The sequence below is a fragment of the Methylophilus sp. DMC16 genome, from assembly GCF_056314045.1.
The window spans coordinates 466,285-480,711 of record NZ_JBQUZC010000003.1; the positions used below are offsets into that span (position 1 = coordinate 466,285).

Annotated in this window: 13 protein-coding genes; 6 read left to right on the forward strand and 7 right to left on the reverse strand. The window is 53.1% G+C overall.

All coding sequences use genetic code 11. The features are described 5' to 3' along the window. Positions 1-59: 59 nt before the first annotated feature. The 3 genes from ACT53D_RS13720 to ACT53D_RS13730 are packed head-to-tail and all read right to left on the reverse strand — an operon-like array spanning position 60 to position 1,646. Positions 60-806 (reverse strand): hypothetical protein, encoded by a 747-nt coding sequence (locus tag ACT53D_RS13720; RefSeq protein ID WP_476156716.1) that lies wholly within the window; start codon positions 804-806, stop codon positions 60-62. Positions 807-812: 6 nt separating this feature from the next. After that, on the reverse strand, positions 813-1,223 hold the full coding sequence (locus tag ACT53D_RS13725) for a CopD family protein (protein ID WP_194749449.1): 411 nt from the start codon (positions 1,221-1,223) through the stop codon (positions 813-815). After that, on the reverse strand, positions 1,224-1,646 hold the full coding sequence (locus ACT53D_RS13730; RefSeq protein WP_476156718.1) for a TlpA disulfide reductase family protein: 423 nt from the start codon (positions 1,644-1,646) through the stop codon (positions 1,224-1,226). Positions 1,647-1,838: 192 nt separating this feature from the next. Here ACT53D_RS13730 and ACT53D_RS13735 point away from each other — a divergent pair, with 192 nt between their 5' ends. Continuing rightward, a complete protein-coding gene (locus ACT53D_RS13735) occupies positions 1,839-5,708 on the forward strand; it encodes a DUF3683 domain-containing protein (RefSeq protein WP_476156720.1) in 3,870 nt (1,289 codons plus the stop codon). Between the two features lie 64 nt (positions 5,709-5,772). Here the strand turns inward: ACT53D_RS13735 and ACT53D_RS13740 are convergent, their stop codons facing one another. Then, positions 5,773-5,898, reverse strand: coding sequence for a DUF3149 domain-containing protein (locus ACT53D_RS13740; protein ID WP_194749452.1), 126 nt, complete (start codon positions 5,896-5,898; stop codon positions 5,773-5,775). A gap of 192 nt (positions 5,899-6,090) precedes the next feature. Between ACT53D_RS13740 and ACT53D_RS13745 the strand changes: the two genes are divergently transcribed. From ACT53D_RS13745 to ACT53D_RS13760, 4 genes are all read left to right on the forward strand, one after another. Next, on the forward strand, positions 6,091-7,116 hold the full coding sequence (locus ACT53D_RS13745) for a quinone-dependent dihydroorotate dehydrogenase (RefSeq protein WP_476156722.1): 1,026 nt from the start codon (positions 6,091-6,093) through the stop codon (positions 7,114-7,116). A 281-nt stretch (positions 7,117-7,397) separates the two neighbouring features. Continuing rightward, a complete protein-coding gene (locus tag ACT53D_RS13750) occupies positions 7,398-8,006 on the forward strand; it encodes a glutathione S-transferase (RefSeq protein WP_338656697.1) in 609 nt (202 codons plus the stop codon). A 52-nt stretch (positions 8,007-8,058) separates the two neighbouring features. Then, positions 8,059-8,439, forward strand: a complete 381-nt coding sequence (locus tag ACT53D_RS13755; RefSeq protein WP_476156724.1) for an antitoxin Xre-like helix-turn-helix domain-containing protein — start codon at positions 8,059-8,061, stop codon at positions 8,437-8,439. Next, positions 8,399-9,112 (forward strand): RES family NAD+ phosphorylase, encoded by a 714-nt coding sequence (locus ACT53D_RS13760; protein ID WP_476156726.1) that lies wholly within the window; start codon positions 8,399-8,401, stop codon positions 9,110-9,112. Before ACT53D_RS13755 ends, ACT53D_RS13760 begins: the two co-directional genes overlap by 41 nt. A 172-nt stretch (positions 9,113-9,284) precedes the next feature. On the opposite strand, the gene ACT53D_RS13765 is transcribed toward ACT53D_RS13760, so the two are convergent. Continuing rightward, positions 9,285-10,232, reverse strand: a complete 948-nt coding sequence (locus ACT53D_RS13765; RefSeq protein ID WP_379073684.1) for a PhoH family protein — start codon at positions 10,230-10,232, stop codon at positions 9,285-9,287. 2 nt (positions 10,233-10,234) lie between these two features. Then, positions 10,235-11,572: a tRNA (N6-isopentenyl adenosine(37)-C2)-methylthiotransferase MiaB gene (gene miaB, locus ACT53D_RS13770; protein WP_379073686.1), complete on the reverse strand. Its 1,338-nt coding sequence runs from the start codon at positions 11,570-11,572 to the stop codon at positions 10,235-10,237. 111 nt (positions 11,573-11,683) lie between these two features. On the opposite strand from miaB, the gene cysG reads away from it, so the two are divergent. Beyond that, complete coding sequence (gene cysG, locus ACT53D_RS13775) at positions 11,684-13,075, forward strand: siroheme synthase CysG (RefSeq protein WP_379073688.1); 1,392 nt, start codon at positions 11,684-11,686, stop codon at positions 13,073-13,075. A 35-nt stretch (positions 13,076-13,110) separates the two neighbouring features. Here the strand turns inward: cysG and ACT53D_RS13780 are convergent, their stop codons facing one another. Next, positions 13,111-14,424, reverse strand: a complete 1,314-nt coding sequence (locus ACT53D_RS13780) for a sensor histidine kinase (protein ID WP_313987167.1) — start codon at positions 14,422-14,424, stop codon at positions 13,111-13,113. Between the last annotated feature and the right edge of the window lie 3 nt (positions 14,425-14,427).

Here is a 14,427-nt window from a genome sequence, read left to right on the forward strand (position 1 = left end):
TCACGAGCAGTGGCGGCTTTTTTGTTGTGCAATGACGGCCTGTTTTATTGTCAGGCAGTCTACTGTCTGGAGTTGGCCATCAGTTTGGGCGTGTAATTGCACTGCACCTGATCAAGCAGCTGGTTGACCAGTACTTGCTCGTCACGGTTGGTTGTGACGTGACCATTGATGATGTTTTCGATGTAAACGCTTTTCAAGCGTTCTGGCAGTTGAATCGCTTCGATCAGTCGGCAATCACCATGCTTCATGGTTTCGAGGCGGCTGTAAATGGCTGCGGTTTCGGTGGGACTTGCCTCGAATGATAACGGGTGGGGCGGAGGCTGATGCACCGCTGCGGTCTGGAGGCTGGGCGCGGATTCGAGCTGCATATGCCAGTAATAACCGCCCACGACGCCACAGACCAAGGTGACCGCCACCACGCCATAGTTGCGGATGGCCAGCCAGTCGATTTGCAGTTTGGTTTGCTCGTCGATAAGTGCTTTTGCTGCCTGTTTTGCATGTTGCAGGGCGCTGGATTGTCTGTGTGCCAGCTTTTCCTGACAGGCACTGAGTGCCATGAAATAGAGCTGGTTAGCGAGCATGTCAGGCAGGCGCGCGCCTGCCAGTTGTGCCTGTGTGCTCAGGTATGTCTGCAGACGCCCAGGCTGGGTCGATGTTGTCGCGGGCGTGGTTTGCGCCTCTGCGAGCGGGCTGGAGAGCAAGTCATCCAGAATGTTGAATAAGCCTAGCAGCTTGTGCGCGGCCTGCTTGCCGGACTTGTCCAGCATGGTTATCAGCCAGTCTGATTGTAATAATGCGTGCAACATACCGGCTTAAAATGGCTTGACGACCACCAGAATCACCACGGCGAACAGGATCAGCACCGGGACTTCATTAAACCAGCGAAACCAGACATGACTACGCTTGTTTTGCTGCGCAAGAAATTGTTTAAGCAGTTTGCCGCAATAGTGATGGTAGCCAATCAGCAGGATGACCAGGGTCAGTTTGGCATGCATCCAGCCACCGGTGATGCCGTAACCCAGCCATAACCATAAGCCAAATGCGAGCGCCAGCAGCATGAGGGGCTGCATGAAGCGGTAGAGTTTTTGCGCCATGAGCAGCAAGCGCGCATAGGCGTGAGTTTCTGTTTCCATGGCCAGGTTGACGTAGATACGGGGCAGGTAAAACAGGCCTGCGAACCAACTGGTGACAAAAATAATATGTAGCGCTTTGACCCACAACATTTAGCTGGCTTTCTGATTCAGGAGTTTGCGTAATTCGGCAAAGTTGAGTTCGCCTATGGTTTTCTGGATGCGGTTGCCGTTGCCGTCAAAGATAAAGGTGGTCGGGGTCAGGTTGACATTACCAAACGCCTTGACCATTTCGCCGTAACCGTCATGCATTACGGCAAACGGCAGCGCTTTTTCCTTGGTGTAATTGAGCACTTGCGCAGGCGGGTCATACGGCATCGCCACGGCAATCACCACCAGGTTTTTGTCTTTGTACTGCTGGTAAGTGTGGATGAGGTCAGGCATCTCCTTGATGCAGCCAGAGCAGTCTGTTGCCCAGAAGTTGACCAGCACCGTTTTGCCGCGCAGGCTTTGCATGCTGATTTTCTGGCCATCCAGCGTGGTGAAGGTGACTTCTGGAGCCTGCGGTTTTTGCATGACAGCAAATACCAGGCCTGCGATGAGCGCCAATGCAACTATTGCTACGCCCCATGTTCTGAATATTGATTTCAACTTAGCCTCTTAAAAAACGGATGACTCAAAAATGCACGCTAAAAACCATAGGCCGTGTAACGTGTTTGTGCTGTATACGACATGGTATAATTGACTTTTGTTTTTGATAAATTATCAATGAACGCACCTGTCAACGCAGATTTGTTAAAGCGCAATTCTACCCCTCTCGCACGATTACGCGAAATTCCGTACAACTATACCTCCTTCTCTGACCGCGAAATCGTCATCCGGTTTCTCGGCGAAGAAATCTGGGAGATCCTCAATGTGCTGCGCGCCGAGCGTAAAACAGGCCGCAGTGCGCGCATGCTGTTTGAGGTGTTGGGCGATTTGTGGGTGGTGTCACGCAACCCTTATCTGCAAGATGACCTGCTGGAAAACCCCAAGCGTCGCAAGGCCTTGATCGAGGCGCTATATCATCGTATTTCTGCCATTCAAGAACGTAGCGGTGGCAATGAAAAAGTACAAAAACTGGTCTCTGCTGCGACCAAAGCGGTAGAGAAGTTTGCCGATGATTTCAAGCAAACGGCCGACTTACGCAAAAAAGCCCTGGCCAAACTGACCAAGTACACTCGCAAAGACAATGTGCAGTTTGATGGCTTGGCACGTGTCTCACATGTGACAGACGCCACCGACTGGCGCGTCGAATATCCATTTGTGGTGATCAACCCGGATACTGAAGCCGAGATCTCTTATCTGGTGCGCGCCTGTATCGAATTGGGGCTGACCATTATTCCACGTGGGGGCGGAACGGGTTACACGGGCGGCGCGGTACCGTTGACGCCATTGTCTGCAGTCATCAACACCGAAAAACTGGACCAACACACAGGTGTGCAAATGCGCACCTTGCCCGGCGTCTCCCGTCAGGTGGCGACGATTGAGTGCGGCGCGGGTGTGGTGACCCGTCGCGCCATGGATGCGGCCACCACCGCCGGTCTGGAATTCGCCTGCGACCCGACCTCTGCCGATGCCTGTTGCATTGGCGGTAACGTCGCCATGAACGCCGGTGGTAAAAAAGCCGTGCTGTGGGGGACCGCGCTGGATAACCTCGCCTCATGGCGCATGGTGACGCCAGATGCGACCTGGCTGGAAGTGGAGCGTCTGGATCACAACCTGGGCAAAATTCACGATATTGACATGGCGCGCTTTAAAATCAGCCGCTACGACATCGACCATAAAAACTTGCTGTCCGAGCCTGAGATTCTTGAAATTCCGGGGCCGAGCTTCCGTAAGGTCGGCCTGGGTAAAGACGTGACCGACAAGTTCCTGTCCGGCTTGCCTGGTGTGCAAAAAGAGGGTTGTGACGGTCTGATTACCTCTGCCACCTTTATTTTGCACCGCATGCCCAAACATGTACGCACCATTGCGCTGGAGTTTTTTGGCAATGTGTCGCATGCCGTGCCCGCGATTGTCGAGATCAAGGATTATCTGGACGCTACTGCCAAGCAAGACCCGTCGGTGATCATGGCCGGTCTGGAGCACATGGATGAGCGCTATGTGAAAGCCGTGGGCTATGCGACCAAGGCCGCACGCCAGCAACGGCCAAAAATGGTGTTGTTGTGCGATATCGCGTCTGATGATGAAAACGCCGTCGGTGAAGTGGCTTCTGCCGTAGTGCGCATCTGTAATGCACGTAACGGCGAAGGCTTTATTGCCGTCTCGGCCGAGGCCCGTAAAAAATTCTGGCTGGACCGTTCACGCACGGCGGCAATTGCCCGCCATACCAACGCCTTCAAGATTAACGAAGACGTGGTGATTCCATTGCCGCGCCTGGGCGAATACTCCGACGGCATTGAGCGGATTAATATCGAGCTGTCTATCAATAACAAGCTGCGTCTGGTGGATGCGCTGGAAGCCTTTGTCGCTGGTGACCTGCCTTTGCAGCCGGATGAAGACGGCAACTCCGACCCTGAAGGGGTCAAATCCAAACAAAACATTGCCTTGCAGTTGTTGCGTGATGTGCGTGCCAAATGGCGCCTGATTTTGAATACCCTGGACGAGCCTGTCACCGTGCTGGGCGAGATGGGCAAGGCCTATGCCCAATATGAAAACGTGTTCCGCGCCGTGCAGTCTTACGATTTGCGCGTTTCCTGGAAGCGCGAACTCAAGCGACCAATGGCGGATATTTTCGCTGGCCGTGAATACCAGAAGATTCTGGACAAGCTGGATGAGATTCAGAAAACCGTGTTGAAGAGCCGCGTGTTTATCGCGCTGCACATGCACGCCGGTGACGGTAACGTGCATACCAATATCCCGGTCAACTCTGACGACTACGGCATGATGCAAGACGCCCACGCCGCTGTTGCGCGTGTGATGGCCCTGGCACGTAGCCTCAATGGTGTGATTTCTGGCGAGCATGGGATCGGTATCACCAAGATGGAGTTCCTGGATCAGGCCACCATTGATACCTTTGCTGCTTACAAAGCCAAGGTAGATCCCGAAGGCCGTTTCAACAAAGGCAAACTCATGATGGGTTCCGGGCTGGAAAACGCCTATACCCCCAGCTTTGGTTTGCTCGAGCAAGAGTCCATCATCATGGAGCAGTCTGCCATAGGCGAGATTGCCGATGATATTTCTGACTGCTTGCGTTGCGGCAAGTGTAAGCCCGTGTGTTCTACCCACGTGCCACGCGCCAATTTGCTGTATTCCCCACGTAACAAGATTCTCGGCACCTCCTTGCTGATCGAGGCCTTCTTGTACGAAGAGCAAACCCGTCGCGGCATTTCGCTCAAGCACTTTGACGAGTTCAACGATGTGGCTGACCATTGTACGGTCTGCCACCGTTGTGAAAAACCTTGCCCGGTCAATATTGACTTTGGTGATGTGTCCGTCAAGATGCGTAACTTCCTGCGCGAACAAGGCAAGAAGAAATTCAACCCTGGCACGGCTGCGGGTATGCTGTATCTGAATGCCAAAGATCCGGCCACCATCAAGTTCTTGCGTGCAACCATGATAGGCATGGGCTACAAGGCGATTAATATTGCTAACAGCCTGGCCAAGAAATTTGGCCTGCTCAAGGACAAAAAAGCACCGCCAGCGACGGTGGGCAAGCCAGAGATCAAGGCGCAGGTGATTCACTTCATCAACCGGCCGATGCCGAAGAAAATGCAGTCCAAGACCTCACGTGCCATGCTGGGCGTGGAAGATGACACCATGATTCCGGTCATCCGCAACCCGCAAAAGGTGAACGAGGATTCGGAAGCCGTGTTCTACTTCCCGGGCTGCGGCTCCGAGCGCCTGTTCTCTAACGTCGGCCTGGCGACTCAAGCCATGTTGTACGAGGTGGGCGCGATTACGGTCTTGCCGCCAGGCTACCTGTGCTGCGGTTACCCGCAAACAGCCTCAGGCAACCACGACAAGGGCCAGGAAATCACGGCGGACAACCGCGTGCTGTTCCACCGCGTCGCCAACACCTTGAACTACCTGGATATCAAGACCGTGATTGTGTCTTGCGGCACCTGTATGGATCAGTTGCAGAAGTACGAGTTCGAGAAGATTTTCCCGGGCTGCCGTCTGCTCGACATCCACGAGTACCTGATGGAAAAAGACATGCGCCTGCAAAGCGTGACCGGTACGCGTTATATGTATCATGACCCATGCCACTCGCCGATGAAGACTTACAAGCCATTGGAAGTCACCAACAAGCTGATGGGCACCGAGGTGGCGTTGAATGACCGTTGTTGCGGTGAGTCCGGCACTTTTGCTGCGGCGCGTCCTGATATTGCTACCCAGGTCAAATTCCGCAAACAGGAAGAGCTGGAAAAAGGCATGGAGAAAATGGGCTTGACCGTGGGCGCCCCCGAGCAGCCAGTCAAAATCCTGACGTCTTGCCCAAGCTGCCTGCAAGGTTTGTCACGCTATGGTGATGACACTGGCATTGAAGCTGACTACATTGTGGTGGAAATGGCCAAGCACGTGCTGGGTGAAAACTGGATGGAAAATTACATCCAGAAGGCCAATAACGGTGGCATTGAGAAAGTATTGCTGTAAACCCGCAAACCCCGCGCAAGCGGGGTTTGTTCAAGTGGCGGCGTATCGTGGCAGTGCAGAGGATTTATGATTGTCGCGCTTTGACATAGACATAAATCCCCGCCCAAATCATGACCACTAAAATCACAGCAATCACGATAAAACTCATTAAACCGTAGTCAGTCGATAACAAATCAATCAAAATTTTCATGGGTTTCCTCCAGTAAGCGAATCATGTTGCACGCAATGAATCTGTAGAGGATTTTGAACCCTTATGACATCATGGTTTTTGATGTAACGCAAAAGTCATGTCAGCGACACCTGGTGACTGTATTGTCTAGTAGTCACTGCTGGCAAAATGCAACGATAGAGTTGGAAAATTAAAAGTTCAGGAATCAAACGGATGAATGTTTACTCGCTGCTTAAACCTCTGCTGTTTCAACTGGATGCAGAGCAAGCACACGATATTACTTTGCAATCGCTTAAACGTGCAGAAAAGCTCGGCCTGCTCGCACTCGCCGCCTGCCGTTTACCTGCACAACCGACGCAGGTCATGGGCCTCACGTTCCCCAATCCGGTCGGCCTAGCGGCCGGGCTGGATAAAAATGCCGCTGTGATTGATGGCATGGCCGCGCTAGGCTTTGGCTTTATTGAGGTGGGCACCGTCACGCCGCGCCCACAGCCGGGCAACCCCAAACCACGCTTGTTCCGTTTGCCACAAGCCGAGGCCATTATTAACCGCTTTGGCTTTAACAACCTCGGTGTCGATCAACTGATCCAGAATGTGAAGGCGTCCAAATTCAAAGGCATTCTGGGCATTAATATCGGCAAAAACTTTGATACGCCGAACGACCGTGCCGCTGAAGACTACCTGAGCTGCATGCGCAAGGTGTATAACTATGCCAGTTATATCACGGTGAATATTTCCTCACCCAACACCAAAAACCTGCGCGCCCTGCAAGAAAAAGAGGCGCTGGGCCAACTGCTCGCGACGCTCAAAGCCGAGCAAAAAATCCTCTCGCAACTGCATGGCAAATATGTGCCCGTTGTGCTCAAAATCGCCCCCGATTTGACCACCGAACAAGTACAAGAAATCGCTGAACTGCTCATGCAGCACCAAATGGACGGCGTGATTGCCACCAATACTACCTTGTCGCGCGATGCTGTGGCCGGCTTGCCAAACTCGGAAGAGGCGGGTGGGCTGTCAGGCGCACCGGTAAAAGCGGGTTCTACACGCGTGATTCAAACACTGGCGGCCAGCTTGCAAGGCAGCCTGCCGATTATCGGCGTCGGTGGTATTCTCAATGGCGACGATGCCAAAGAGAAAATGGCGGCCGGTGCCAGCCTGGTTCAACTCTACAGCGGACTCATCTATAAAGGCCCGCAACTGATTAAAGACTGCCGCAAAGCGCTGGGAAACTTTAACTAAATGATTGATTGGGCGAATTGCGGCGTTACGCGGTACGCGAAATCCTCACGTACTATCTGTACGCTCCGGTTTCTGTGTTCCGTGCGCCTTGCACTTCATCACACTCAATCACTTATTTAAAGCTCCCTTGTTATCAGGCGCTTCTATAAATTCAAATTGCTAAGCCAGACAAGGCGCGATTAAAAATTGTGACGCCACATATAGTTGATATGTCAGGAGAAATTTTTTATGAGCAACGCAGTATCGCGACGGAATTTTAGTTTATAGAAGTGCCCATCAGAATGAAGCCCATCCTTTATTCCTACCGCCGCTGCCCCTACGCCATGCGCGCCCGTATGGCGATCTGGGCGGCGAATATTCAGGTAGAAGTGCGCGAGATTTCATTGCGTGAAAAACCTGCACATTTGCTACAGATTTCCCCCAAAGGCACCGTGCCGGTATTGCAATTGCCTGACGGCACTGTGCTGGAGCAAAGTCTGGATATTATGCAGTGGGCACTTGCCCAGAACGATCCTCAAGGTTGGTTGAATGCAGACCACGATGCAGTGAACGCGCTGATAACTATCAATGATGGTGAGTTTAAACAAGCACTTGACCGCTATAAATACCCTGACCGTTACCACGAGCAAGCGCAACTGGTTTATCGTGAACAAGGTGAGCAGTTTTTGCAGAGGTTAGAAGCTGCATTAGAGCAGCATGACTATTTGCTTGGGGATAAACCTAGCATGGCCGATGTCGCCATATTTCCGTTTATCCGCCAGTTTGCAGCGGTTGATGCGGATTGGTTTGCCAGCAGCGCATATCCAAAATTGCGTGTCTGGTTAGAAGGGTGGTTGCAAAGCCCATTATTTGAAAAAGTGATGCAGAAGTTTCCAACTTACACACAGTAAATATTCCTGTTGAAATAATATTGTGTTAGAGTTTCCATGGAAAGGAATTTCTATGGTCGCGACCACACAAAATAACGTCCCCCAAGCCGATGCACAATCCGTGTTAACCAAAGCGGTAAGTCGCGCGGCTGAGCGTTTGCAGATTTCCAAAGCCTTGTTGGCAAGCATTCTTGGTGTGAGCCCAGCCACCATCACCCGCTTGTATAGTGGTGAATATGTCCTCGACCAAAAACGCAAAGAGTGGGATTTTGCTTTGCTATTTGTGCGCGCCTTCCGCTCGCTGGATTCCATCGTCAACAATGACGAAACCGCCCGTGTCTGGTTAAACAATCAAAACCTGGCGCTCAATGCGCGCCCCATCGACCTGATTAAACAAACCGAAGGCTTGGTCCGTGTCGTCCAATATCTGGACACCTCACGCGGTATCGTCTGAGGCTTTTGCTTGGACATCGTTGGCCTGGCGCATGGTCGAGGCGCAACATGTCGCCTCCACCATGAAACTGGTCGATACTGAGGCCGAGCAAACGCTCCTTGAAACTTTGCTCGATAGCAACAAGCCGCCTTACGCCACCAATACCGAACATCTGGATTACCTACTCGCCACGCCATTCCGTTACCCCAGCCGCGCTGGAGGTTCACGCTTTCGCGGTCCAAATGACCCCGGCGTGTTTTATGCCGCAGAAACAGTTCGTACCGCCGCAGCTGAACTCGGCTATTGGCGATGGCGCTTTCTCATGGATGCGCCAGCACTCAGCCGCATAGAGCCCGTGCCACACACCGCTTTTCAAGTATCACTCGCCACCCAAGTGATTGATTTAAGAAATCCACCGTTTAATCAAGATGCGGTATGGCAACATAAAACCAACTATCAACCGACCCAAGCTTTAGCAGTTACAGCAAGGGAGGTGAAGTTAGGCGCCATCATTTACACCTCTGTGAGAGACCCGCAACCAGCGTGGTGTGTTGCAGTATTAAATCCGCAAGCGTTTAAAGAGAACACGCCTAGACCAGAAAAACAGACTTGGTGGCTGGTTGTGAATACTCAAGAAGTGATTTGGCGTAGGGACTATGAATCTTTTACTTTTGATTCAGTATTATGGGAATGAGTCCTAATACAGTTAAGTTAACTGTCTCTAAGGTTCAGGGGTTTAGCGTTATAAAATCTATCGGTAGTGACCAAAAAGATTTATTCTTAAATTTATATGGCGATTGTAATCAGAAACTACTCAATTGAATCAAAGTAAATTGGGCTAGGTTAAAGTTGATGTATCGTTATGACTAATCTTTCTGCGAGGTCTCAAACTTCTCATAAGCATTAATAATCTTCTGCACCAACGGATGTCTTACCACGTCTTGCGACATAAACTGGGTAAAGGCGATGCCTTTCACTTCTTTGAGAATCTTTTGCGCTTCGACCAAGCCGCTTTTCTGGTGGCGTTGCAAGTCAATCTGTGTCACGTCGCCGGTAATCACGGCTTTGGTGCCAAAACCGATGCGGGTCAGGAACATTTTCATTTGCTCGGGCGTAGTGTTTTGCGCTTCGTCCAGAATAATAAAACTCTGGTTCAAGGTACGGCCGCGCATATAGGCGAGTGGGGCAACTTCAATGGCGCCGCGTTCAAACATTTTGTTCACGGTGTCATAACCAGCCAAGTCATACAAGGCGTCATATAAAGGGCGCAGGTACGGGTCGACCTTTTGGTTCAAATCACCAGGTAGAAAACCTAAACGTTCACCTGCTTCTACAGCCGGGCGGACTAACACGATTCTTTTCACGCGGTCACGGGTCATGGCATCCACTGCACTGGCGACAGCCAGATAGGTTTTACCTGTACCCGCTGGGCCGATGCCAAAGGTGATGTCATGGTCTTGTATCTGTTGCAAGTAGCTGACCTGGCGCGGGGTGCGACCATGCAGGTCGCCGCGGCGCGTCATCAGTACAGGCATGGCGCTGCTGCTGACTTCTTCGGGTTTGAGTTTGTCGATTTCTACTAGGCCGAGCTGAATATCTTCGAGGTCAATCGGCTTTTTTGAGCGTGCGTAGAAGTTTTCTAGCATTTGCGCGCCCAGCCGCATATTGGTTTGGTTGCCGCTCAAGTAAAACGTGCTGCCGCGGCGGTTGATGTCGATATCGAGACCATTCGCCAGTTGGCGGATATTTTCATCAAGCGGGCCGCACAGGTTGGCCAGCATCAGGTTGTCTTCGGGGCTGAGGGTAATTTCCATGCTTAATTCACAATTTCGCCAACCAGGCGTTTTGGGTTGTAGACGTCGGTGATTTTGACTTGCACCATCTGGTGGATATAGCGGCTATCGGCAGCGATATCCACCACGCGGCCGTTATCGGTTTTGCCTGCCAACAAATTGGGGTCTTTCCACGACGGGCCATCGATCAGCACGCGTTGCACGGTCCCCAGCATGGCGCGGCTGATGGCGTCACCATTGGTTTCGTTCTCGGTTTGCAGTTGCTTGAGCCAGGCCGCTTTGTCGGCTTGCGGGGTTTCGTCGGGCAGGTAGCTGGCCGGCGTGCCTGGGCGCGGGCTGTATAAAAAGCTGAAACTGTAATCAAATCCCACATCGCGCATGAGTTTGAGTGTGGCCTGAAAGTCTTTTTCGGTTTCACCAGGAAAGCCGACGATGATGTCGCTGGTGATGGTCAGGGCCGGATTGGCAGCTTTCAGTTTGCGGATCAGGCCTTTGTATTGCAGCGCGGTGTAGTTGCGCTTCATCGCCATCAAGATACGGTCACTGCCTGCCTGCACTGGCAGGTGCAATTGGTTGGCCAGCTTGGGCACCGTCGCATGGCACGCAATCAGACGCTCGCTCATTTCGTTGGGGTGGCTGGTGGTGTAGCGGATACGCTCGATTTGCGGGATTTCTGCGATGGTTTCAATCAACAGTGGCAAATCGGCCTCGATGCCTTGATAAGGCACGCGGTAGGCGTTCACGTTCTGGCCGAGCAGCGTGATCTCTTTGACGCCTTGCTCAGCCAACTGGATCGCCTCGGTAATGATGTCTTCAAACGGACGAGAAAACTCTTCGCCGCGGGTATAAGGTACTACGCAAAAGCTGCAATATTTGCTGCAGCCCTCCATAATGCTCAAAAAGGCAGTCGCCCCTTCGACGCGGGGCGGCGGCAAATGGTCAAACTTTTCAATCTCGGGGAAGGCAATGTCTACCTGTGGCTTGTCTGCCGCTTGTTTGGCTTTGATCAGCTCGGGCAGCCGATGCAGGGTTTGCGGACCAAACACGACATCGACATAGGGCGCGCGCTGAATGATGGCCTCGCCTTCCTGGCTGGCCACGCAACCGCCGACACCAATCACCAGGTTGGGATTTTTTTCTTTGAGCGGAATCATGCGGCCGAGATGGCTAAACACTTTTTCTTCGGCTTTTTCACGGACTGAACAGGTGTTGAGCAAGATCACGTCTGCTTCTTCCATGTTCTCGGTTTGCGTCATGCCTTCATGCTCGCGCATCAGGTCTATCATGCGTGACGCATCGTATTCGTTCATCTGGCAACCAAACGATTTAATGAATATCTTTTTTCCGCTTTCGTGCTTCATCGAACGCTAAATTTCTCACAAAAACAGTATTTTAGCGTATTTGCAGGGGAAACCCCAGCTAACACTGGGGACTGCGGTAAAATACGCTTTTCTTGTTGAAGTCCCATCTGCATGCAAGCTTTACCGATTTTTTTCAATATTGCACAACGCCCTTGTATCGTCATCGGCGGTGGCGATGTCGCGACGCGCAAGGTGATCATGCTACGCAAGGCGCAAGGGCAGGTTACCGTGATCTCGCCCGAATTGTGCGACGAGTTGCGCGAGATGCATGCGCAGGGCGAGATTGACTATGTGGCTGCCGAGTTTCAGGCCGAACAATTGACCAGTGCTTGCCTGGTGATTGCAGCCACCGATGACGAAGCGGTGAATGAAGCAGTGTCGGTGGCGGCAAAGCGGCTGAATATTCCGGTCAACGTCGTCGATGCGCCAGCGCTGTGCACGTTTACCATGGGCTCGGTGATCGATCGCAGCCCGGTGGTGATTGCGATTTCGAGTGAAGGCAATGCGCCGGTGCTGGCAAGGCATATCCGCAGCAAAATCGAAACCATGTTGCCTGCGGCTTATGGCCGGATTGCGACTATCGCAGGTGAATTTCGCGACCAGGTGAAAGCCAAGTTCTCTAATCTGCCTGCACGTCGTCGCTTTTGGGAGGATGTGTTGAACGGGCCGCTGGTGGAGCGCGTGTTGTCCGGGCAGGAGCAGGCAGCGCGGACCTTGCTGGCCGAGTTGCTCAATCAGCGTGAAGACGCGCCTACGCGTGGCGAGGTTTATCTGGTGGGCGGTGGGCCGGGTGACCCAGATCTACTGACGTTCAGGGCATTGCGACTGATGCAGCAGTGCGATGTCTGTGTCTATGACAAGCTGGTGAGCAAAGAGGTCATGGAACTGGTGCGTCGCGATGCCGAGCTGATTTATGTGGGTAAGTCACGTGACCAGCACACCTTGCCGCAAGAAGAAATCAATGCCTTGCTGGCCAGGCTGGCGCTGGAAGGCAAGCGCGTATTGCGGCTTAAAGGCGGCGACCCGTTTATCTTTGGACGTGGCGGCGAAGAGATCGAAACACTGATGCAGCATGGGGTGCCATTTCAAGTGGTGCCCGGCATTACCGCGGCCAACGGTGTCTCTAGCTATGCCGGGATTCCGCTCACGCACAGGGATTACGCCCAGGCCTGTTTATTTATTACCGGCCACCTTAAAGATGGCACCATTGATCTGGACTGGCAGGCCATGGCCAGACCCAAGCAGACGGTGGTGATTTATATGGGCCTGGTAGGGCTGGAGCAGATTTGCAGCAAGCTGATGGCACAAGGCGTGTCGCCGGACATGCCGGCGGCAGTGATCCAGCAGGGGACAACGCAGAAGCAACGCGTGGTGGAATCCACCTTGCAGCATCTGGCAGCAGAGGTGGCGGCCGCGGGCTTGAAGCCGCCCAGTTTGACGATTATTGGCGAAGTGGTGAAATTGCGCGAGCGACTGAACTGGTTTACGCCGTCGGCGGATTAATCGCTGCGCTCAACCAGCTTAAGTGTTGGGCCAGATTAAGTGTTAGGTAGGATCGGCAGTGAAAGCCTGGCTTCCAGCCCGCCTTCCGGGCGGTTGAGCAAGGCCAGTTGACCGCTATGTAAAGCGGCAATGCGGTTGCAAATCGCCAGACCCAGGCCGCTGCCGCCTTCGTATTTGTTGCGCGCGCTGTCCATGCGCTCAAAAGGTCGCAGCAAGCGGTCTGCATGTTCAGGCGGGATGCCTGGGCCGTTATCCAGCACACTGATGACGATCTTGTCGGCCATGACCTGACTGCGCACCTCGACCTTGCCTTTGCCATAGTTGTAAGCATTGCCAACCAGGTTGTCGAGCAGGCGTTGCATGGCTAGCGGACGGATGGGAATAAAGTATTTGGGCCCCAGCGAAATTTTGAGCTCGCGGCCCGCGCGACGCTGACGTTCTGCCAGTGCATTGAGCAAATCGTTAATATCCATCATGCGCGTGGGCTCGCCCTCTACGCCGCGCACAAAGTCCAGAAACTGGTGAATGATATTGTCCATATCGGAGATGTCTTCAATCATGCCCTGTTTCATATAATCGGCTTCTTGCGGCAGCATTTCTACCGCTAGCCGCAACCGCGCCAGCGGCGTGCGGATGTCATGTGAGACCCCTGCCAGCAGCAGCGTGCGTTCCGCATCGAGGCGGGCCAGGGATTCCGCCATCTCGTTAAAGGTCTGCGTCACTTCGCGTAACTCTTCGACGCTGTCCACCGGCAGTTTAGGCGCGGGCTCGCCATTACGCAGCCGTTCTGCGGCATGCACCAGCATGGTCAAAGGCCGGTTGATGCGGGCCGTCAGTAAATAGCCACCCACCAGTGAAAGCAAGCCGACTACCGCTGCCCAGCCTAGCCAGTGCCAGGGGAAAGGGCGGTCTACCTGAATTTTGGGGATGACCACCCAGAAGTCATCCTGGCCGACATTAAAGCTGATCCACAAGCCAGGGATATCATAATGATTGACCGTGATAATGGTTTCTTCGCCCAGCCGTTCGCGGATTTTGAGTGCGACCAAATTAATAAAAGGGTCTGCGGGTAAGGGCTCGATATCTTCCAGAAAGTCCGCCGCATAGACGCGCACGCCTTCACGGCCCGATAACTCGGATAACAAGGCCAGGCGGCGGTTTTCGTGCGAGGCGATCAGTGAGGCGCGGGTGTAATTGACGATGGTGACGGCTTGCAGGGCAGCGGCGGTTGCGCGTGGTTCGCGGTCAAAATAATCAAAGATTTTGAGCGATGCATAGATACTGACCGCCAGTAAGATGGCGATCAGCAACATGATGCGGGACAGCAGTCGGCGGGGCAGTAAGCGCACGGG

Excerpts from the sequence above, each read along its gene's own strand:
- ACT53D_RS13720 (WP_476156716.1), bottom strand. The coding sequence starts at position 806 with ATGTTGCACGCATTATTACAATCAGACTGGCTGATAACCATGCTGGAC.
- ACT53D_RS13725 (WP_194749449.1), bottom strand. The coding sequence starts at position 1,223 with ATGTTGTGGGTCAAAGCGCTACATATTATTTTTGTCACCAGTTGGTTC.
- ACT53D_RS13730 (WP_476156718.1), bottom strand. The coding sequence starts at position 1,646 with ATGCAAAAACCGCAGGCTCCAGAAGTCACCTTCACCACGCTGGATGGC.
- ACT53D_RS13735 (WP_476156720.1), top strand. The coding sequence starts at position 1,839 with ATGAACGCACCTGTCAACGCAGATTTGTTAAAGCGCAATTCTACCCCT.
- ACT53D_RS13740 (WP_194749452.1), bottom strand. The coding sequence starts at position 5,898 with ATGAAAATTTTGATTGATTTGTTATCGACTGACTACGGTTTAATGAGT.
- ACT53D_RS13745 (WP_476156722.1), top strand. The coding sequence starts at position 6,091 with ATGAATGTTTACTCGCTGCTTAAACCTCTGCTGTTTCAACTGGATGCA.
- ACT53D_RS13750 (WP_338656697.1), top strand. The coding sequence starts at position 7,398 with ATGAAGCCCATCCTTTATTCCTACCGCCGCTGCCCCTACGCCATGCGC.
- ACT53D_RS13755 (WP_476156724.1), top strand. The coding sequence starts at position 8,059 with ATGGTCGCGACCACACAAAATAACGTCCCCCAAGCCGATGCACAATCC.
- ACT53D_RS13765 (WP_379073684.1), bottom strand. The coding sequence starts at position 10,232 with ATGGAAATTACCCTCAGCCCCGAAGACAACCTGATGCTGGCCAACCTG.
- miaB (WP_379073686.1), bottom strand. The coding sequence starts at position 11,572 with ATGAAGCACGAAAGCGGAAAAAAGATATTCATTAAATCGTTTGGTTGC.
- cysG (WP_379073688.1), top strand. The coding sequence starts at position 11,684 with ATGCAAGCTTTACCGATTTTTTTCAATATTGCACAACGCCCTTGTATC.